Below are 18,859 nucleotides of genomic sequence, written 5' to 3'. Positions count from 1 at the left end.
GATCCACCAAGATGGGCGGATCGGAAGTGGCGCGCACAATAGGCGCCGCTTCCCCAATCGCAACTGAACCCCGGTTGTTGACAGGGTTCACTATCCGTGTGGTGCGCGCGGCGCGTGACGCCGCGCGCGGAGGTATCGAAGCGTGGTGTATCCGCTGCAACCAGGCTCAGGGAAACTGGCCGCGTTGCATCAGCATCGCGTAGACCTTCACCACCGGATCGCGATGCTCGGCCAACTGCGCGAGCCGTTGCGCGTGGTCGGGCCAGCGCTGCATCTGCCCGGCGACTACGCGCAGATCGCCGAACCAGGTGTCGTGGTCCTGCGCGTAGTAGGGGCCGGACAGCAACGACGCCATCAGCGCGACGCCGCGATCGCGCGACGCGCCGCTCGGCGCATATTCCAGATAGCGCAGCAGTTCGCGCAGCCGTGCACGCTGCACGCGGCCGCTGCCATCGCCTGCCGCGGTCTGCTGCAGAACGCCATGGTCGAGCTGGTCGAGGAATTCGGCGGAGGCTTTTTCCAGCGCCGGGTCGGCGGCGGAGGCGTCGGGCAGCAGCAGTTGCGTGCGCACGTTGTAGCCGGCTTCGCGGATCAGCGAAACCGCCTCGTCGTCGATCGATTCCTGCGCCGCCGGCGGTGCCGGCGGGATGCGTTCGTTCGGCAGTTCGGCGACGAAACGCTGCTCGAGCAGCCAGTGGTTGCCGAGCAGGCTCGCCGGGCAACGCGCCTGCGCCAGATGCGCCGCGACATAGGTGCGGTACGCCGCATGCAGCCGCTCGCGCAGTGCCGCGTCCTGCAGCCATTGCAGCAGCAGCGGCATGTCCGCGGCGACGCTCAGCTCGGTGGCGGTGAAGCCCGGATCGTTGCCGCGGATGCGCGCGAACATGCGCACCAGGCTGTCGGCGACCTGGGCTTGGCCGTTGCGCTCCAGCGCCGTGCTGGCGAGCACCATCTTCAGTGCCGGCGCCACGTCGGTTTCCTGTTGCGCCTTGTCCACGCGCTCGGCGAGCGCCGCCGCCTGCGGCGCGGCCTGGCCCGGCTGCAGTGCGGTCGCCAACGCGTAGGTGGGGCTGGGATCGTCGATCAGCTCGGCATCGCAGCCGGCGGCCTGCGGCGTCGGCAGCGCTGCGAACAGCGCGGCCGCCTGTGCGGGAGACGTCGCCAGGATGCGCGCAGCGCGCGTTTGCAGCGACAGCCGGTCCAGGCCGGCGGTGCGGGTGTCGCGCAATTCGTCGCCGTGCTCTTCGCTGACATAGCCGGCGCTGGCCAGGCCGGGCATGCGCCGCATCGCGCGTTCCGCCAGGACCGACGCCTGTTGCGCCAGGCGCAGCGCGGCTTCGCGGCGATCGCCGCCGGCCGGCGACGGCAGGTCTTTGGCGTCGGCGATGCGCAGCAGCGCGTCGGCCTGGAAATCGGCCGGTAGCGCCTGCGCCGCGGCGATGACCTCGCGCGCCGATGGGCCGGGCACGGTGTCGGTGGAAGAAGGTGACGCGGACGGCATGTCGGTCGCGGCGACAGCGCGATGCGCGGATGCCGGCGCGGCGGCTGGCGCCGTGGCGGCGCGTGCGCCTTGCGCAGTCGCTGCGCGTTGCAACAGGAGCCAGCTCACGCCGGCGACGAGGAGCAGGACAAGCAGGTGACGGGGACGTGGACGGGGAACGGGACGCATAGCGGATGCTTCCTGGGTGGAGAGTGCAGCGGGAAGCCGGGGAGCGAACTCCCCGGCCGGATCATGCCGCGATCACTCGTAGCGCGAGGTATTCCGGAAAATGTGCGAACGGGTAATGCTGAGCGGGTCGTCGCTGATGATGCTGGTGAAGCCGGCCAACGCCTGCACGCCGAAGTCGGAGCGGTCGTCGGCGACTTCGTTGCCGAAGTACTTGGTGCGCGTCAGGTAGTCGCTCAGCGCCGCGCAGCAGGTCCCGTTGCTGCGCACGAAGTGCTGGCCGTCGTGGCTGCCGAGTCGGTACTCGGGCACCGGCGAGAACGCACCGAGCGCGCGGTGATTGGCCTGCTCGCCGGCCAGCAGTTCGCCGGTCGGATCGCTGCGGCGCGGTTGTTTGTTGCCGATTTCCAGCCAGGCGAAGCCTTTCTCGCCGCGCGCCTGTTCGATCCACGCATTGACGCGGCAGAACGGCGTGTTGGGGCTGATCGTTCCGCACAGGCCGGTATAGCCGCCATCGGCGAGCCGGTCCATGTCGCCAGCGTAGACAGTCGGTGCGAACGCGACGCCCTTGGTGTAACGGGTGATGTCGCTTGGCGTGCGCGGCAGCAGCGAGGCGCTGAACTTCAGTACCACCTGGTTCTGCATGCCCAGGTAGAGGGCCAGGTCGGCAGCGCGCGACACCGCGTCCAGGGTCTTCAGGTCCAGCACCACGACCATGTGATTGGCGTTGCGGTGCACGGCATCCAACGCGTTGGCCAGCGGCACCGGGCGGTAGTTGGTCTTGGCGAAGTTCTTGTCGCGCAGGAACGAATTGACCAGCTCGTGGCTGGTCATGGTGCGGATGTCCGGATTCCAGCCGGACGGATTGTTGGCCGGCTGGAAGATGTTGAAGTCCGGCGAATGGGCGATCACGCGGCCGGCGTTCTGGTCGTGGAACAACCACGGCTGCCCGTCGGAGGACTGCTTGACGTCCAGTTCGATCGCTTCGATGTTGTTGTTGTAGGTGTTGAGGATGGAGCAGGTGGAATTTTCCGGGCAGCCGTTGCCGACCAGGCCGCGATGCGCGATCACCGCGACGCTGGCGCGGCTGCCCTGGTAGGGGCTTTTCATGGCGTTGAGGATGTGCTGCGGATTCCAGTTGTTGGCCGCCGAGGCGAGGCCGGACAACACGGTCAGCGAGGCGCAGGCCAGTACCAGCGATAGGCGTTTGAAGCGTTTCTTGGACGATTTCATGTGCTCTCCTGTTGGGAGTGGATGGATGGACGTGACACAGGCGCAATGACGCCGATGGCGGCCGACCGTGTTGGCTCGACCGTCGCGGCGAATCGCTCGGAACGACGGCTGCGCCATCCATGGGCGTGATCTGGCTCCATGCCGACCGTCTTGGGCTTGGCTCTCCGCGACGCGTTGCGACTGTCGCCGCGTCACGAGGATTGAGATCGACGACGGCTACCGGTGCATGTCCGATGCGCGCAAATAGCGTTGCAGTGCCGCTGGTTCGTCGGTCTGGATCATGCTCACCCCATGCGCGCGCAGCGCGCCCCAGACGCTGGCCGGATCGCGCAGCGCGCGCTGGTCGGTGTAGTTCGCCGACAGCCGCATCGGCCGGCCGCTGGCGATGTCGTTGGTCATCGTGTTGACGAACAGGCGCGTGCGCGGCGCCAGTTCGCGTTGGGCGATGTCCAGCACAGCCGGGTCGTCGAACATCACCTGCACCACCGCCGGACGCAACGCGGCGGCGCGGCGCAGCGCCTGTTGCGGCGAAAGCGCGGTGTCGCGTTGCAGGTACAGCACCTGCAGCGCGATGCCGGCCGCGTGCGCGCGCTGCAACGCAGCCGGTGGCACGTCCAGCGGGATGTTCAACAGCACGTCGCGTTGCGCACCGGCCGCCTCGACCACGTCCATGATCTGGTCCAGCGCGGCGGCCTTGACGTCCAGGTTCACCAGCACCTTGCCGCGCGCCGTTGTCAGCGCCTGCGCCAGCGTCGGCGGGTGGCGCTCGGTCAGGGTGCTGGTGCGGCCGCCGCCGCGGCTGCGCACGCGCAACGCGGCGATCTGCGCCGCGTCTAGGTCGGCTACCGCGCCATGTCCGTCGGTGGTGCGGTCCACGGTCTCGTCGTGCATCAACACCAGCGTCCCGTCGCGCGTGGTGCGCACATCCACTTCGACCATGTCCACGCCGTGCGCGATGCACGCGGCGATGCCGTCGAGGGTGTTCTCCGAGGCGAACTTCCAGCATGCGCGGTGCGACACCACCAGCGCATCGCCGTGCGGATCGCGCAGGCGCTCCGGCAAGTCCGTCGCCGTCGCCGTCATCAGCGGCAGCCAGATCGCCGCGCCCATCAGCAGTTTGCGGCAGCGCATGCTCACCACCGCCAGGTCAGCGATGCGTTGTAGTTGCGGCCGAAGATCGGACGCGCGTAGATCGCCTCGGCGGTGCCTTGCCCGGACAGCGTATCCACCCGCGCGTTGCCTTCGGTCAGGCCGATGCTGTTGTCGACGTTGGCCGCATGCAGCTGCAGTTCCAGGTTGTCGCTGAGGTGGGCGAACAGGCCCAGGTCGTAGGTGGTGTAGGCGGGCAGGGCGGTGGCGTTGGTGTAGTCGACGTAGCGCTGGCCCATGCGGTAGGCGGTGGCCGACAGTTCGAGCGGACGCCCGGCGATATCGAAGTACAGGGTCGGGCTGAGCGAGGCGATGAACTTGGGGATGCGCGAGATCTGCTTGCCGTCCAGGTCGCCGTAGCTGGCGCCGGTGGTGGCGTTGCTCAGGCTGCGGGTTTGCGGATCCTGCAGCGTCGCCGAGCCGGTCACACCGAAGTACGCCGACGGGCGCCAGGTGAACTCCGACTCCAGGCCGAAGGTCTGGGTCTGGCCGACCAGGGCCAGGGTCTGCACCGCACCGGTCGCGTCGAGCACGATCGCGCTGATCGACAGATCGTTGAAGCGGCTCCAGAAACCGACGGTGGAGAACGAGAAGGTATCGCCGAAGGCGCCGCGCAGGCCGGCCTCGGCCTGGTCGATGTCGGTGACTGCCGCGTTCTGCGTCTGGTAGACGTTCTGCAGCCGCGGCAGACGCTGCGAGGTGGTGTAGCGGGCGAAGGTCTGCAACTGCGGGGTCAGCGCGAACTCGGCGCCGAGCGTCCACTGCGTGGCATGGCGACGATCCTCGCGCGCGCTGAACGCGCCGCTGAGGCCGCCGGCGTTGTCGTCGGCCAGGGTGGTGGGATCGCCGAGGTTGCGCGTGGTGTTGGCGTACACGCCGCCGTCGGCGCTGTAGCGGGTGTAGCGCACGCCTGCATCCACGCCGAAGCGGCCGAAGCGCACCGAGTCCCACAGGTACGGCGACAGGTAGGTGCCGTTGACGAAGCCGCGGGTGACGCCGTTGCCGTAGCGCACGAAGCCGTTCTGGGTGACCGCGCCGACCACGTTGCCGGCCGCGTCGTAGGCCAGCACGTCCAGGCGCTGCGCATTGTTCTGCAGCGTGGTCAGCACGGTGTTCTGCAGGCGGTCCTGGGCGTATTCGAAGTGCTGCACGTTCACGCCGGCGGTGAGCGTGTGCTGGCCGAGCGCCGATTCGCCGAATGCCTTGCTCAGGCGCAGATCGTCGGACAGCGTGCGCAGGTGGGTGCGCGCGTTCCACAGGCCGCTTTCCAGCACCAGGCCGTCGGCACCGGCCGGGTCGTAGACGGCGCCGTCGCCGCTGCTGACGTAGCCGACGCGGGCCACGCGGTTGCCGAAGCCGGTGCGCGCGCGGCCGAGCTGGGTGGACAGATAGGCGGCGGCGTCGGATGGTGCGGCGCCGGAGAACAGCGCGGTGTAGTCCACCTCGGCATCGACGAAGCGCATGCGATTGTTCAGGGTCAGGCCGTCGTCCAGGTTCCACTCCAGGTGGGTGCCGAGTTGCTTGACCTTGTTGTGGATGCCGTCGGCCAGGTCCAGGTTGCGGGACACGAGGCGGTTGCCGTCGAAGGTCGGCACCGTGGTCCGGCGCAGGTCGTTGGACAGCAGGGTGCCGTCCAGCGGGTCGAGCAGCGCAGACAGCGACTGCGAGGGCGTGCGCGGATCGTCCAGCGGGATCGGGTTGTAGAACGCGGTGCGGTCGTCGAGGTACTTGGCGTCCACGTCGAGGATCGCATCGCCCATCAGGAAGGTCAGGTTGCCGCGCAACTGGCCGCCCTTGTCGGCGGTGTAGCCGGTCTCGCGCAGGCCGTCGTCGCTGCGGTGGTAGCCGCCGATGCTGTACAGCACGTTCTCGCTCAGCGGGCCGGAGCTGTAGGCGTCCTCGCGGCGCAGGCCGTCGCTGCCGACGGTCATGCGCACCGCACCCTCGGGCGTGGCGGTGCCGTGGCGGGTGATGGCGTTGACCGTGCCGCCCGGCGCGTTGGTCGCGAACAGCGGCGAGGTGCCGCCGCGCACCACTTCCAGGCGCTCGGTCATCATGTCCAGCGAAAACAGCGTATCGACGTTGAAGAAGCTTTCCTGCGGTTCGTCGAACAGGGTCATGCCGTCTTCCTGGTACTGCACGTAGTACCAGCCGCCGGCGGGCAGGCCGCGCACGTACAGGTTCTGGCCGCCGCCCTGGCCGCCGGAGGGCTCGGCCGAGAAACCGGGCACGGCGCGCAGCATGTCGACGCTGCTGCTCGGCGCCGCGCGATCCAGGCGTTGCTTCGACACCACGCTGATCGCGAACGGCGCGTCCTTCTGCGACTGGCCCTGCGGGGTGCCGGTGACGACGATCTGATCCAGGGTGGTGGTGGCGTCGGCGGCGGGCGCCTGCGGCGGCTCCTCGGCATGGGCGCCGGCGGCGAGAACGGAAGCCAGCGCCAGCGCGAGCAGGCTCAGGTGTGGATGGTTGGTGCGCATATGGAACTCCCCCATTAAAAGTATGTGGGGGTAATAGTATTTACCATGTATGAAACTTTCGTGTCCACATGCTAGCGTTGCCGCACATCCACTGCGGGGGTCCGCGTCGTCCCATGCTCCATGCCGATTTCCCGCCGCGCGTCAGCGCCGGCGGCCGCCAGTTGCTCGACCGTGTGTTCAAGGCAGGGGTGCAGACCCAGGCGGCGCTGAGCCGCGACCTGGGCCTGTCGCAGCCCACGGTTGCACGCCTGCTGCAGGGCTTCGTCCAGGACAAGATGGTGCAGCTCGGCGCGCGCGCCGCCGAAGGCCGTGGCAACCCCAGCGTCGATGTGCGTCTGGCCCCGGACTACGCCTACGCGTTCGGCATTGGCCTGATGGGCGACGTAGTGGCGCTGGCCCTGGTCGATTTCGCCGGCGCGGTGCGCGGCCAGCGTCGCATCGGCCTGGCCGACATGCGGCGCGCCCCGGTGCTGGCGCAGCTGCTGCGGTTCCGCGAGGAACTGTTCGCCGAAACCGGTGTGGATCCGGCGCGGGTGGTCGGCGCGGGCATGGCGGTCTCGGCCTTCTTCACCGGACAGGGCCAGCAGATGGCCGGGCCACCGGCGCTGGAGGACTGGACCCAGGTCGAGCTGGGGCCGATCCTGGAAGACGCGCTGGGCTGCGCGGTCACGGTGGAGAACGACGGCGCGGCGGCGGCGGTGGCCGAGAGCCTGTACGGGGTCGGCCGCGACTGTCGCGACTTCGCCTACCTGCACCTGACCAACGGCTTCGGCGGCGGCATCATCGCCGACGGCCGTCTGTTCCGCGGCCATCGCGGCAACGCCGGCGAGTTCGGCGGCATCTGGACCGTCGGCGGCATGGCCTACCCGAACCTGGATGCATTGCTGGCGCTGGCGCGCGCGGCCGGGCAGGACTACGCCGGCGTGGAGCAGATGCTGGGCGACATCGGCCCGCACAGCCCGGGCGTGGACGCCTGGCTGGCGCTGGCCGAAGCGCCGTTCTCGCAGCTGTGCGCGTACCTGGCCTACACCCTGGATCCGCAGGCGATCGTCATCGGCGGGCGCCTGCCGGCGCCGATCGGCGAGCGCCTCATCGAACGCATCCGTATTCCTCGTGCGCCCAACCGGCATGGGCTGGCGCCGCCGCTGCCGGAACTGCGCATCGCGCGTACCGCGGGCGACGCGGTGACCCTGGGCGCGGCGCTCATGCCATTGCAGCGAGCCTTCTTCGCCTGAGCGGGCGGCGCCCCGACAGCAACGCCAACAGCAGGCACAGCGCGCCGCAGGCCAGCGGACCGGCGGCCATCGCCCAGCGCAACAGCAGGCAATGGCTCTCGCGGTAGTCCACCGCGCCCAGCAGCAGTCCGATTACGGCGATGCCGGCCGCCAGCGCAAGCTGCGCGCTGGCGACCAATGCGGCGAAGCACAGCGCGTGCTGGGCAACCGCGCGCTTGGTGGTCAATTGTGCATGCCACGCCCAGACCAATTGGCCGCTGCTGCCGCCGATCGCGCCGATGCATGCGGCCGCCAGCAGACTCAGCTGCGGCTGCGCCGGCAGCGCCAGCGCGAACAGTGGCGCGCTCAGCAGCAGCGCCACGCCGAGCCAGGCCAGCCGTTGCCGCGGCGGATGGTGCCGGCCCAGCCGAGCGGCCAGCGGCTGCACCAGCACCGACCCCAGCGCATAGGCGATCAGCACCGCGCTGCCCCAGCCTGGCGAGAGCAGGCCGTAGGCGGCCACGTACGGCGCCAGTTTGGTGAAGGCGGGCAGGGTCAGCGAGATCGCGACGATCAGCAGCAGCGGCTGCCAGGGAATCGCGCGCCAGCACGGCGCCGGCTCGGTGCGCGTCGGTGCGTCGGCGATGGCGCCCGCGGGCGATGCGCCCTCACGCAGTAGCGTGCGCCGCAGATGCCAGGCGCATGACGCCGCCACCGCGGCCAACAGGGCGCTGGCCTGCAGTGCGAAGGCCGCGCCCTCGGCGCCGCGCGCCAGCATCGCGCCAACGATCACGCTGATCAGCAGCGCCGCGATGCCGCTGCCGGCCAGGCGCAATGCGCTGGCGCCGTCGTGGCCGCGCCACGGCCAACGCACCAGGCTCAACAAGGTGTTCTGTGCCACGTCGCAGACCGCGTAGGCGATGCGGAACAGCAGGCTGAGCACCAGCACGTAGCCCAGCCGCAGCGGCGCCGGCAGCAGCGGCGCGGCGAACACCAGCAGCAGCGCCAGCGCCGCCGCGCTCAGGCCCAGCCATTGCAGGCGCCCGATGCTTGCCACCCCACGCAGCTGCCGGCGCAGGCTCCAGCCGGCGCCGAGGCCGATCGCCGCGCTGACCAGCAGGCCCAGCGCCAATACCAGCCCGGCGGCGGTTGCCTCCAGTCCGGCGTGTTCGGTCAGCGAATAGATCAGCAGCAGTTCGCCGGCGTACCACAGCAGGCTCTTGCCGAAATGCGCGCAGGCATACGCCGCCAGCGCCGCGTGCGGCAGCGAGGGCAGTGTGGGCGAGGTGCGATGCATCTGCGCGTTATAGCGTCGCGATGCGACAGCACCGAGTCCGGGCCAGCAGATCGGTGCCTGCTAGGATCGGCGGCATCGGCCCGAGCGATCCGAGGTTTCCATGTCCCTGCGCATCCCGTTCCTGTTCGCGCTTTGCGTGTCGGCTGGCGGCGCGACGCCTGTGCTGGCAGCGCCTGCGCAGACATCGAACGCCGGTGTCTATCAACTATCCGGGACGCACTTGCTGCAACTGCTCAAGGGCGATCCGGATGCCGTTTCCGGGCTGGAACCGCACCTGGCCGAACGCCATCGCCAGCAGGCCAGCGAAGCGGCGAAGTTCTACATCGCCGGTGTCGCCGACGGCGCTGAAGGCGTGCAATGGTGCGCCGGGGCCGGCGTGCTGCGGCACGAACTGGCCGATCGCGTGTACACCGCGCTGAGCGCGTTACCGCCGGCCCAGTTGCAGCAGCGCGCCTCGATCGCGGTGATCCAGGCGTTGCGCGCGTCGTTTCCCTGCTCCAGGTAAGCGCGCCTACAACTGCGCCGCCAGGCGGCTGCCCTGGGCGATGGCGCGCTTGGCATCCAGTTCCGCGGCGACGTCGGCGCCGCCGATCAGGTGCGGCTTGCGACCGGCCGCCAGCAGCGCATCGTGCAGGTCGCGGCGCGGCTCCTGGCCGGCGCAGACCACCACGGTGCCGACCGGCAGCACCTGCTCGGTGCCGTCCACGCGGATGCGCAGGCCGGTGTCGTCCATGCCCAGGTACTCGACCCCGCCGAGCATGGTGACGCCCTTGGCCTTCAGCGTGGCGCGGTGGATCCAGCCGGTGGTCTTGCCCAGGCGCGCGCCGGGACGGCCGGCACTGCGCTGCAGCAGCCACACCTTGCGCGCCGGCGCTTCCGGCTGCGGCTTGCGCAACGCGCCGCGCGCCTCGAACTGCGGATCCACGCCCCATTCGGCCATCCAGCGCGCCGGGTCCAGCGCGGTCGATACGCCGGCGTGCACCAGGAACTCGCCGACGTCGAACCCGATGCCGCCGGCGCCGATGATCGCGACCTTGTCCGCCGCCTGCACCCGGCCCTGCAGCACGTCGAGATAGCTGACCACGTTGGGATGATCGGCGCCGGGGAAATCCACCGCGCGCGGCAGAATGCCGGTGGCCAGCACCACCTCGTCGAAACCGGCCAGCAGCGCCGCATCGGCGGTGGTGTGCAGGCGCACGTCCACGCCGGTGGCCTCGAGCTGGTGGCGGAAATAGCGCAGCGTCTCGTGGAACTCTTCCTTGCCGGGAATGCGCTTGGCCACGTTGAACTGGCCGCCGATTTCCGCGGCGCTGTCGAACAGGGTGACGCGGTGGCCGCGTTCGGCCGCTACCGTGGCGCAGGCCAGTCCGGCCGGGCCGGCGCCGACCACGGCCACGCGCCGGGGCGCCGTCGTGGGCAGGTAGTTCAGTTCGGTCTCGGCCGCGGCGCGCGGATTGACCAGGCAACTGGCGGTCTTGTTCTCGAACACGTGGTCCAGGCATGCCTGGTTGCAGGCGATGCAGGTGTTGATCGCCTGCGCCTGGCCGCGCCGCGCCTTGTTCGGCCATTGCGGATCGGCCAGCAGCGGTCGCGCCAGCGACACCATGTCGGCGCCGCCGCCGGCGAGGATGCGCTCGGCCACGTCGGGCATGTTGATGCGGTTGGTGGCGATCAGCGGCACCCGCACGTGCGGCTTGAGCTTGGCGGTGACGCCGGCGAACGCGGCGCGCGGCACCGAGGTGGCGATGGTCGGCACGCGCGCCTCGTGCCAGCCGATGCCGGAGTTGATCAGCGTCGCGCCGGCCGCCTCGATCGCCTGCGCCTGCGCCACGATCTCCTGCCAGTCGCTGCCGTCCTCGACCAGGTCCACCAGCGACAGCCGGTAGATGATGATGAAGTCCGGCCCGCAGGCCTCGCGGATCTGGCGCACGATCTCCACCGCGAAGCGCATGCGCCTGGTCGCGTCGCCGCCCCAGGCGTCGTCGCGGCGATTGCTGCGCGGGGCCACGAACTCGTTGATCAGATAGCCTTCCGAACCCATCACTTCGACGCCGTCGTAGCCGGCCTCGCGCGCCAGCCGCGCGGCGCGCGCATAGGCGCCGATCTGGCGCTCGACCCCGCGGGCGGACAAGGCGCGCGGCGTGAACGGATTGATCGGCGCCTTCAGCTTCGACGGCGCCACCGACAGCGGGTGGTAGGCATAGCGCCCGGCATGCAGCAGCTGCAGGCAGATCTTGGCGCCGTGGTCGTGCACCGCGCGCGTCACCTGCCGGTGCGGGCGCACTTCCCACGGCCACGACAGCTTGCCGCCGAACGGCTTCAGCCAGCCGACCACGTTCGGCGCGAAGCCGCCGGTGACGATCAGCCCGGCGCCGCCGGCGGCGCGCTCGGCGAAATACGCGGCCAGCTTGGGGAAGTCGCGCGCGCGATCCTCCAGGCCGGTGTGCATCGAGCCCATCAGCACCCGGTTGCGCAGCTGGGTGAAGCCCAGGTCGAGCGGGGCGAACAGGTGCGGATAGGCGGCGGAGGACGGGTCGGGCTGGCCGGAGGCGGGCGACATGGCTTTGGATACGCTGGCGTACGGAAGCGCGCAGGTTGCCCCGAATCCCGCGCTACGGCAAGAGGCGCGCGCGGATCGGCCGCCGACCGAGCGGCGCACCCGCGCGCGGCGCGGACGCCGGGCAGCAAGACCGCAATCCCAGAAACGGGTTTTGTCCAGCTGCGTCGGAGGGGGGAATCCATCGCCGTTCGTCATCGTCGGTGGTCCGGATGCGGCAGGACCCCGGACCGTCGCCAACCTGTCCCCTAAAAGGAGTTTCCCATGCGCCATCCGATCCGAAACATGGGCTTTGCGCTGTGCATGGCCGCAGCCGCGGCCGCACCCTCCCAGGTCTTCGCACAGTCGTGCAGCACGTCCACCGCCTATTACGGGGAACTGATTCAGACCGCCGACCTGGACGGCAACGGCAGTCTGGAAGCCGTCTGCAACGGCTACAGCGAAATCAATGTCGTCAGCGGCAGCGCCGCCACCCGCTATCCGCTGAGCAACACCCCCTGGACGCTGGCCTCGGTCATCGACGTGGACGGATCGCCCGGCGCGGAGGTGGTGCTCAAGCAGGGCAACCAGCTCACCATCGTCAAGCACTACGCGCGCACCACGGCCGCCATCTATATCGGCACCACCAGTTGGGACATCGGCGCATTCGCCGACGTGGACGCCATCGCCGGCAACGAGATCGCCATCACCACGCCGACCTTGCTGCGCATCGTCTATCCCAGGAACGGCAGCATCACCGACCACTACATCGGCACCGCCTCGCGCGTCGTCGCCGGCGCCGTCGCCGACATGGACGGCCTGCCCGGCGCCGAAATTCCGCTGGAAGCCGGCAGCAACCTGGTGGTCTACGGCCGCAATACAGGGCTGCGCACGACCTGGGTCACCAACGGGCCCAACTGGAAGATCTGCGCCGACATCGCCAACTGCGCCAGCGACATGAATGGCGTCGCCGGTGCCGAACTGCTGCTCGCGTTGCCCAGCGAAGTGAAGATCTACTCGCTGAAGTCGGGCGCATTGAACAGCTACTGGATCGGCAGCCAGTACGCGACCCTGGACAACGGCGTGCGCGACCTGGACGGCGTGGCCGGCAACGACGTCGCGATGGCGCAGGGCGGCAACGGCAACCTGCTGATCCTGCGCCCGGCCAGCGGCACCCTGCAGACCATCAACGGCGCCGGCAGCTTCGGCAGTTCGTGGACGCTGGTCGGTTACGCCAATCTCGACGGCGTGGCCGGGGACGAGATCCGGGTCCGCTCCAACAGCAACAACCGCATCTACCGCGTCTACCCGCGCTCGGGCACCGTGTCGGTCGAATGAGCGCGGACCCCGGCGCGGACGCGGTCCGCGGCCGCGCCCAGGGGCAGCGACGGCGCACGGACGCCGGCGGCGATGCGATCGCCGCCGGCGACCTGCGCAGGCAGATCCACCGTCGATCCTTTTACGGCTGGCGCGGACGCCGTTCCGACGCCAGCCATCGCCGCCGCGGCGCTCGCGGCGGCGCAGTTCAGCCCCAGCCGGCCAGCGCCAGCTTGCCGATGGTGCTGCCCGACTCCAGCCGCCGGTGCGCTTCGCGCAGATTGGCCGCATCGATCGGCGCCAGCGTCTCGGTCAGCGTGGTGCGCAACGCGCCGGCGTCGATCAGGCTGGCGGTGCGCGCCAGGATCCGGTGCTGCTCGATCATGTCGGCGGTCTTGAAGCGCGCCCGCGCGAACATCATTTCCCAGTGGATGCCGATGCACTTGGCCTTGTACGGATCGCCGATGCGCAGCGCGCCGGCCGGTTCCACGATCAGGCCGACATGGCCCTGCGGCGCGACCAGTTCGCCGAGCGCGTCCCAGTAACGATCGGTGTCGGCCAGGTTCAGCGCCGCATCCACCTGTTCGATGCCCAGCGCCTGCAGCTGCGGCGCCAACGGCTGGCGGTGGTCGATCACGTGCTGCGCGCCCAGTTGCAGGCACCAGTCGCGGGTCTGCTGGCGCGAGGCGGTGGCGATGACCTCGAAGCCGGCGTGCCGCGCCAGCTGGATCGCGATCGAGCCGACGCCGCCGGCGCCGCCGATCACCAGCAGCCGGCGGCCGCGGTTGCGCTCGTCGTCGAAGTCGAACGGCATGCGCTGGAACAGCAGTTCCCAGGCGGTCAGCGTGGTCAGCGGCAGCGCCGCGGCCTGCGCGAAGTCCAGCGTCGCCGGCTTGCGCGCGACGATGCGCGCGTCGACCAACTGGTATTGCGCATTGCTGCCGGAACGGCTGATGTCGCCGGCGTAGTAGACCTCGTCGCCGGGTTCGAAGCCCTCGACATCGGCGCCGACCGCCTCGACCACGCCGGCGGCGTCGTAACCGAGCACCTTGGGCTGTGCTTCCACCTGCGGCTTGGGGGCGCGCACCTTGGTGTCGACCGGGTTGACCGACACCGCTTCGACCCGCACCAGCAGGTCGAAGCCGGTGGGAACGGGCGGGGGGGGCAGGTCTGTATCGAACAGCGACTGCGGATCGTCGATCGGCAGGTAACGGGTCAGGGCGACGGCTTTCATGGTGTCTCCAGGAGTGGGGAGCGGTTGTTTCGGCGCGCGGCGTATTCGACTCAGACCGGGCGCGGATTGCGCTCGGCGAAGCCGCGCTGATGCCAGTACGGATACGGCGGCACCACCGCGCTGGCCGCGTCCAGCCGTTGCACCTGCGCGGCGTCGAGATTCCAGCCGACCGCGCCCAGGTTCTGCCGCAACTGCTCCTCGTTGCGCGCGCCGATGATGACGCTGCTCACCGTGGGCCGCTGCAGCAGCCAGTTCAGCGCGATCTGCGGCACGCTCTTGCCGGTCTCGGCGGCGATCGCCTCGAGCGCGTCGATCACCCGGTACAGGCGTTCGTCCTCGACCGGCGGGCCGGCTTCGGTGACCTTCTTGTCGTGCAGGCGGCTGCTTTCCGGCAGCGGCTGGCCGCGGCGGAGCTTGCCGGTCAGCCGGCCCCAGCCCAGCGGGCTCCACACCACCGCGCCGACGCCCTGGTCCAGCCCAAGCGGCATCAGTTCTTCCTCGTAGTCGCGGCCGATCAGCGAGTAGTAGGTCTGATTGGCGACGTAGCGCGACCAGCCATGGCGGTCGGCCACCGCCAGCGACTTCATCAGGTGCCAGCCGGAGAAATTGGACACGCCCAGATAGCGGATCTTGCCGGCACGGACCAGGTCGTCGAGCGTGGACAGGGTTTCTTCCACCGGCGTCTTCGCATCGAAGCCGTGCAACTGGAACAGGTCGATGTAGTCGGTGTCCAGGCGCTTGAGCGCGGCATCGACCGCGCGCAGCAGGTGGAAGCGCGAGGAGCCGACGCTGTTCGGATCGTTGGGGTCGAAGCGGAAAGTGGCCTTGGTCGAGATCAGCACCTGGTCGCGGCGGCCCTTGATCGCCGCGCCCAGCACCGATTCGGCGGCACCGCCGGAATAGATGTCGGCGCTGTCGAACAGGTTGACCCCGGCCTCCAGGCAGATGTCGATCAGGCGTCGCGCCTGGTCCACGTCCGAATTGCCCCAGGCGGCGAAGAAATCGTTCGAACCGGCGAAGGTGCCGGTGCCGAAGCTGAGGACGGGGACCTTGAAGCCGGAGGCGCCGAGATGACGGTATTCCATGGTGAGGATTCCTTATGCGGGGGAACGGAAGGGAGGTGCGATCAGCGTGGCTTAGCAGCGGCGGGGGTGCGTGTCGGCCGTCTCGCCGAGCACGCGCGCGGCGGCCTCGGCCATGGCGGCATAGCCGGCATCGCCGGGGTGCAGGTGGTCGCCGGAATCGAACGCGGGCAGCATGCGGGTGGGGTGCGCGGGGTCGCGGAGCAGGGCGTCGAAATCGATGATCGCATCGAAACCGTTGCCATCGCGTATCCACGCATTGACCTGCTGGCGCACGCGCTCCTTGTCCGCGCTGTAGTAGCCGCGGATCGGGGTGTCCGGCAACGCGCCCTCGAACGGGGTCAGCGTGGCGCCGATCACGCGCAGGCCGCGCGCCTGCGCACGCTGCAGCAGTTGCCGGTAGCCGGCGATCAGCTCCTGCGCGGCGACCGGCGCATCGTCCGGCGCGAACGGCGTGGCGTACCAGCTGATGTCGTTGATGCCGATCAGCAAGACCAGCGTGCGCACCCCGGGTTGCGCCAGCACGTCGCGGTCCAGCCGCGCCAGCGCATTGCTGCCCATGCGGTCGCGCAGCACGCGGCCGCCGGAGATCCCGGCGTTGAGCACCGCCACGCGCTGCGCCGCCAGCCGCGTGGCCAGCTGGTCCGGCCAGCGCCGGTCGCTGCCCGGGGTGGACGCGGCGCCGTCGGTGATCGAATCGCCCAGCGCCACCACCGCGCCGGCGGCGTCGGCGCGGCGCACCTGGATGCCGCTGACGAACAGTCGCACCGGCAGCGCCGTGGCGTCGTCCAGCGCCGCATCCGCGGTGCGCTCGCCGGCGGCCAGCCAGGCGCTCTGCAAGCCTTCCCAGTGGAAGGTGGACGGCGCGGTCGGCTGCGGCAGGTACAGGCTGACGCTGAGCCGGGCCAGGTCCGGCACGCTCAGTGCGACCGTATCGCTGAGCACCGGTGCGCCGGGCGGAATGGTCACCGCGTGCTGTCCGCCGAAGCGCAACTCGCGGTCCGAGCCGGGCACGATCGCCGCGCCGTCGCCGGCCAGCGCCAGGTGCGCGGCGCCGATCTGCAACGGCGCGCGGCCGTAGGCGTTGGACAGTTCCACCCGCACCGTCTCGCCGCCCAGGCTGACCCGCGCCACCTGGCGCACGGTCTGCCGCCACAGGTTGAACGGGGTCTGGGTCGGGAACGGGAAGTCGGCGGCCCACAGCGGCTGCGGACTCGCCTGCCAGGTCGCGACCCAGTCGCGCTCGGCGGCGCCGGCCGGTAACGCAACAGCGCCGAGCAAGGCCGTGGCCAGCGCGGCCTGGTGCAGGCGCCGGCTCATGCCGCACCGCCCGCGGCGCAGGCCGCCGCCGGCGCAGGTTCGGAGGCGGGCGACAGCCGCAGCGCCAGCAGCGCCACCGCCAGGCCGGCCGCAGTGACCAGCGCCGCCGCCCAGGGCAAGTACGCCAGGCTGCCGCCGTGGCCGATCACCAGTCCGCCGAGCCAGGCGCCCAGCGCATTGCCCAGGTTGAACGCGCCGATGTTCAGGCTCGACGCCAGATGCCGTCCGGCGTCGCCGGCCTTGCCCAGCACCCACAGCTGCAGCGGCGCCACGGTGGCGAACGCCGCCACCCCGAGCAGGCCGACCAACAGCACCATCGCCGGCGCCGAGCGCAGCGCGAAGGCCAGCGCCGCCAGCACCAGCGCCAGCAGGCCCAGGGTCAGCGGCAAGGCCTGCCGCGGATGGCGGTCGGCCAGGCGCCCGCCGAGCACGTTGCCGACGATCATGCCCACCCCGAACACCAGCAGCAGCGGCGACACCGCGCCGTCGGCCAGACCGGTGACCCGGGTCAGGATCGGCTGGATGTAGGTGTAGACGGTGAACACGCCGGCATAGCCGAGCACCGTCGTCGCCAACCCGAGCAGCACCGGCGCGCGACCGACTGCGTGCAGTTCGGCGCGCAGCGGCGGCGCCGGCGTGGCGTCGTCGCTGGCCGGGACCAGCGCGGCGATCACCACGGTGGCCAGCAGGCCGATCGCGGCCACCGCCCAGAACGTCGCGCGCCAGCCGAACTGCAGGCCCAGCCAGGCGCCGGCCGGCACCCCCAGCAGGGTGGCGACGGTGAGTCCGGTGAACATGGTGGCGATCGCCGAGGCCTTGCGCTGCGGCGCCACCAGGCCGGTGGCGACCACCGCGCCGACGCCGAAGAAGGTGCCGTGCGCCAGCGAGGTGACCACCCGCGCCGCCATCAGCGTGGCGTAGTCCGGCGCCAGCGCGCAGGCCAGGTTGCCGGCGGTGAACACCAGCATCAGCGCCACCAGCACGCGCTTGCGCGGCCAGCGCCGGCTGGCCACGGTCAGCAGCGGCGCGCCGACGAACACACCCAGCGCATAGCCGGAAATCAGCAGCCCGGCCGCGGGCACACTGACCTGCAGGTCGGCCGCGACCTGCAGCAGCAGGCCCATGATCACGAACTCGGTGGTGCCGATGCCGAACGCGCCGGCGGTCAGCGCGAACAAGGCGAGCGGCAGCCGCGGCGGCGGCGCGGTGGCGGGCGAAGGGGAGGGGGGCATGGTGGTTCCGGAAGGCGGGAGGACCACAGCCTATGACCGTGCTTTATCAGCACAAACTGGCAATATGTTGAGTGACTTTCAACGGAATCGAGAGAATGGATCGGATCGGCGACATCGCGCTGTTCCTGCGCGTGCTCGACCTGGGGTCGATCAGCGCCGCCGCACGCAGTCTGGACCTGTCGGTGGCGGTCGCCAGCCAGCGGCTGAAGCGGCTCGAGCGCGATCTCGGCGTGCGCCTGCTGCACCGGACCACACGGCGCCTGCATCCCACGCCCGAAGGCCTGCAGCTGGCCGAACAGGGCCGTGCGCTGGTCGAGGACCTGGAGTCGCTGGCCGGCGGCCTGCGCGAAGCCGGCCGCAGCGCCGCCGGCACCTTGCGGGTGACCATGTCGGCCTCGTTCGGGCGCCAGTACGTGTCGCCGCTGCTGCCGCAGTTCATGGCCCTGTATCCGTACATCCGGCTGAGCGTGCACCTGAGCGACAACGTGGTGGATCTGGTCAGCGAGGGCTTCGACCTGGCGATCCGGATCGGCGCGCTGCGCGATTCCAGCCTGGTGGCGCGGCGCCTGGCCGGCAACCGCCGGGTGTTGTGCGCCGCTCCCGACTACCTGCGCCGCCGCGGCGAACCGGCCACTCCGGCGGACCTGGCCGCGCACGCCTGCCTGCTGCTGACCGGCGCCGAAGGCCGCCAGGACACCTGGCACCTGCACGGCGCCGAGGGCGAGGTGGCGGTCAAGGTCGGTGGGCCGCTGGAATCCAACTTCGGCGAAGTGCTGCGCGATGCGGTGCTGAATGGCCAGGGGATCGCCCTGCATTCGGTCTGGCATGTGGCGGAGGATCTGCGGCACGGGCGCCTGCGCCAGGTCCTGCCGCAGTACACGATCGCCGAGACCGGCATCTACGCGGTGATGCCGCAGCGCCGGTTGGTGCCGCCGCGGGTGCGCGCCTTCGTCGAGTTCATGCAGGTTCAGCTGGCCGATCCGCCGCCCTGGGAGCGCCTGGAGTGAGACGGACGTGCAAGACCGGCACACTGTCTACAAGCGCCGGCAGGGCCCCAAGCACCGCATTGCATCATTTCATGAAGCTGTATACGGTGTAT

The 18,859-nt window shown here is 70.4% G+C and carries 14 protein-coding genes; 4 read left to right on the top strand and 10 right to left on the bottom strand.

Translation table 11 applies throughout. From position 1 onward, the window contains the following. Nucleotides 1-166: 166 nt before the first annotated feature. The 4 genes from AB8810_RS18230 to AB8810_RS18215 all read right to left on the bottom strand — a co-directional run bounded on the left by AB8810_RS18230 (nucleotide 167) and on the right by AB8810_RS18215 (nucleotide 6,528). Nucleotides 167-1,501, bottom strand: coding sequence for a hypothetical protein (locus AB8810_RS18230; protein WP_369914464.1), 1,335 nt, complete (start codon nucleotides 1,499-1,501; stop codon nucleotides 167-169). Nucleotides 1,502-1,741: 240 nt separating this feature from the next. Next, entirely contained in the window at nucleotides 1,742-2,899 is a 1,158-nt protein-coding gene (locus AB8810_RS18225; protein ID WP_369914463.1) for a glycerophosphodiester phosphodiesterase family protein, read from the bottom strand. Nucleotides 2,900-3,115: 216 nt separating this feature from the next. Beyond that, nucleotides 3,116-4,030 carry a glycerophosphodiester phosphodiesterase family protein gene (locus tag AB8810_RS18220; protein WP_369914462.1) on the bottom strand — a complete coding sequence of 305 codons (915 nt, stop codon included), beginning with the start codon at nucleotides 4,028-4,030 and terminating at the stop codon, nucleotides 3,116-3,118. Nucleotides 4,031-4,032: 2 nt separating this feature from the next. Continuing rightward, nucleotides 4,033-6,528 carry a TonB-dependent receptor gene (locus AB8810_RS18215; protein WP_369914461.1) on the bottom strand — a complete coding sequence of 832 codons (2,496 nt, stop codon included), beginning with the start codon at nucleotides 6,526-6,528 and terminating at the stop codon, nucleotides 4,033-4,035. A gap of 113 nt (nucleotides 6,529-6,641) precedes the next feature. Here AB8810_RS18215 and AB8810_RS18210 point away from each other — a divergent pair, with 113 nt between their 5' ends. Further along, on the top strand, nucleotides 6,642-7,763 hold the full coding sequence (locus AB8810_RS18210; protein ID WP_369914460.1) for an ROK family protein: 1,122 nt from the start codon (nucleotides 6,642-6,644) through the stop codon (nucleotides 7,761-7,763). Here the strand turns inward: AB8810_RS18210 and AB8810_RS18205 are convergent. Continuing rightward, a complete protein-coding gene (locus AB8810_RS18205; protein WP_369914459.1) occupies nucleotides 7,732-9,039 on the bottom strand; it encodes an MFS transporter in 1,308 nt (435 codons plus the stop codon). The genes AB8810_RS18210 and AB8810_RS18205 overlap by 32 nt on opposite strands. Before the next feature lie 100 nt (nucleotides 9,040-9,139). On the opposite strand from AB8810_RS18205, the gene AB8810_RS18200 reads away from it, so the two are divergent. Further along, on the top strand, nucleotides 9,140-9,544 hold the full coding sequence (locus tag AB8810_RS18200) for a Rap1a/Tai family immunity protein (protein ID WP_369914458.1): 405 nt from the start codon (nucleotides 9,140-9,142) through the stop codon (nucleotides 9,542-9,544). Nucleotides 9,545-9,550: 6 nt separating this feature from the next. Here AB8810_RS18200 and AB8810_RS18195 read toward each other — a convergent pair whose 3' ends face one another. Then, nucleotides 9,551-11,599: an FAD-dependent oxidoreductase gene (locus AB8810_RS18195; RefSeq protein WP_369914456.1), complete on the bottom strand. Its 2,049-nt coding sequence runs from the start codon at nucleotides 11,597-11,599 to the stop codon at nucleotides 9,551-9,553. A gap of 261 nt (nucleotides 11,600-11,860) precedes the next feature. Here AB8810_RS18195 and AB8810_RS18190 point away from each other — a divergent pair, with 261 nt between their 5' ends. Then, entirely contained in the window at nucleotides 11,861-12,913 is a 1,053-nt protein-coding gene (locus tag AB8810_RS18190) for a hypothetical protein (protein WP_369914455.1), read from the top strand. Nucleotides 12,914-13,100: 187 nt separating this feature from the next. Here the strand turns inward: AB8810_RS18190 and AB8810_RS18185 are convergent, their stop codons facing one another. Genes AB8810_RS18185 through AB8810_RS18170 form a run of 4 tightly spaced genes read right to left on the bottom strand, consistent with a single transcriptional unit; the run spans nucleotide 13,101 to nucleotide 17,760 of the window. Further along, nucleotides 13,101-14,126 (bottom strand): zinc-binding alcohol dehydrogenase family protein, encoded by a 1,026-nt coding sequence (locus AB8810_RS18185; protein WP_369914454.1) that lies wholly within the window; start codon nucleotides 14,124-14,126, stop codon nucleotides 13,101-13,103. A gap of 50 nt (nucleotides 14,127-14,176) precedes the next feature. Continuing rightward, on the bottom strand, nucleotides 14,177-15,211 hold the full coding sequence (locus AB8810_RS18180; RefSeq protein ID WP_369914452.1) for an aldo/keto reductase: 1,035 nt from the start codon (nucleotides 15,209-15,211) through the stop codon (nucleotides 14,177-14,179). 51 nt (nucleotides 15,212-15,262) lie between these two features. Next, nucleotides 15,263-16,528: an SGNH/GDSL hydrolase family protein gene (locus AB8810_RS18175; protein WP_369914451.1), complete on the bottom strand. Its 1,266-nt coding sequence runs from the start codon at nucleotides 16,526-16,528 to the stop codon at nucleotides 15,263-15,265. Then, nucleotides 16,525-17,760, bottom strand: coding sequence for an MFS transporter (locus AB8810_RS18170; protein WP_369914450.1), 1,236 nt, complete (start codon nucleotides 17,758-17,760; stop codon nucleotides 16,525-16,527). Before AB8810_RS18170 ends, AB8810_RS18175 begins: the two co-directional genes overlap by 4 nt. Before the next feature lie 95 nt (nucleotides 17,761-17,855). Here AB8810_RS18170 and AB8810_RS18165 point away from each other — a divergent pair, with 95 nt between their 5' ends. Next, the gene (locus AB8810_RS18165) at nucleotides 17,856-18,767 is read left to right on the top strand and encodes a LysR family transcriptional regulator (RefSeq protein ID WP_369914449.1); all 912 of its coding nucleotides are present in this window, start codon (nucleotides 17,856-17,858) and stop codon (nucleotides 18,765-18,767) included. The last annotated feature ends 92 nt before the right edge of the window (nucleotides 18,768-18,859 follow it).

This window comes from Xanthomonas sp. NCPPB 3005, from assembly GCF_041228095.2.
GTDB classification, from domain to species: Bacteria; Pseudomonadota; Gammaproteobacteria; order Xanthomonadales; family Xanthomonadaceae; genus Xanthomonas_A; species Xanthomonas_A bonasiae.
This window is presented reverse-complemented; position numbering and strand designations above follow the sequence as displayed.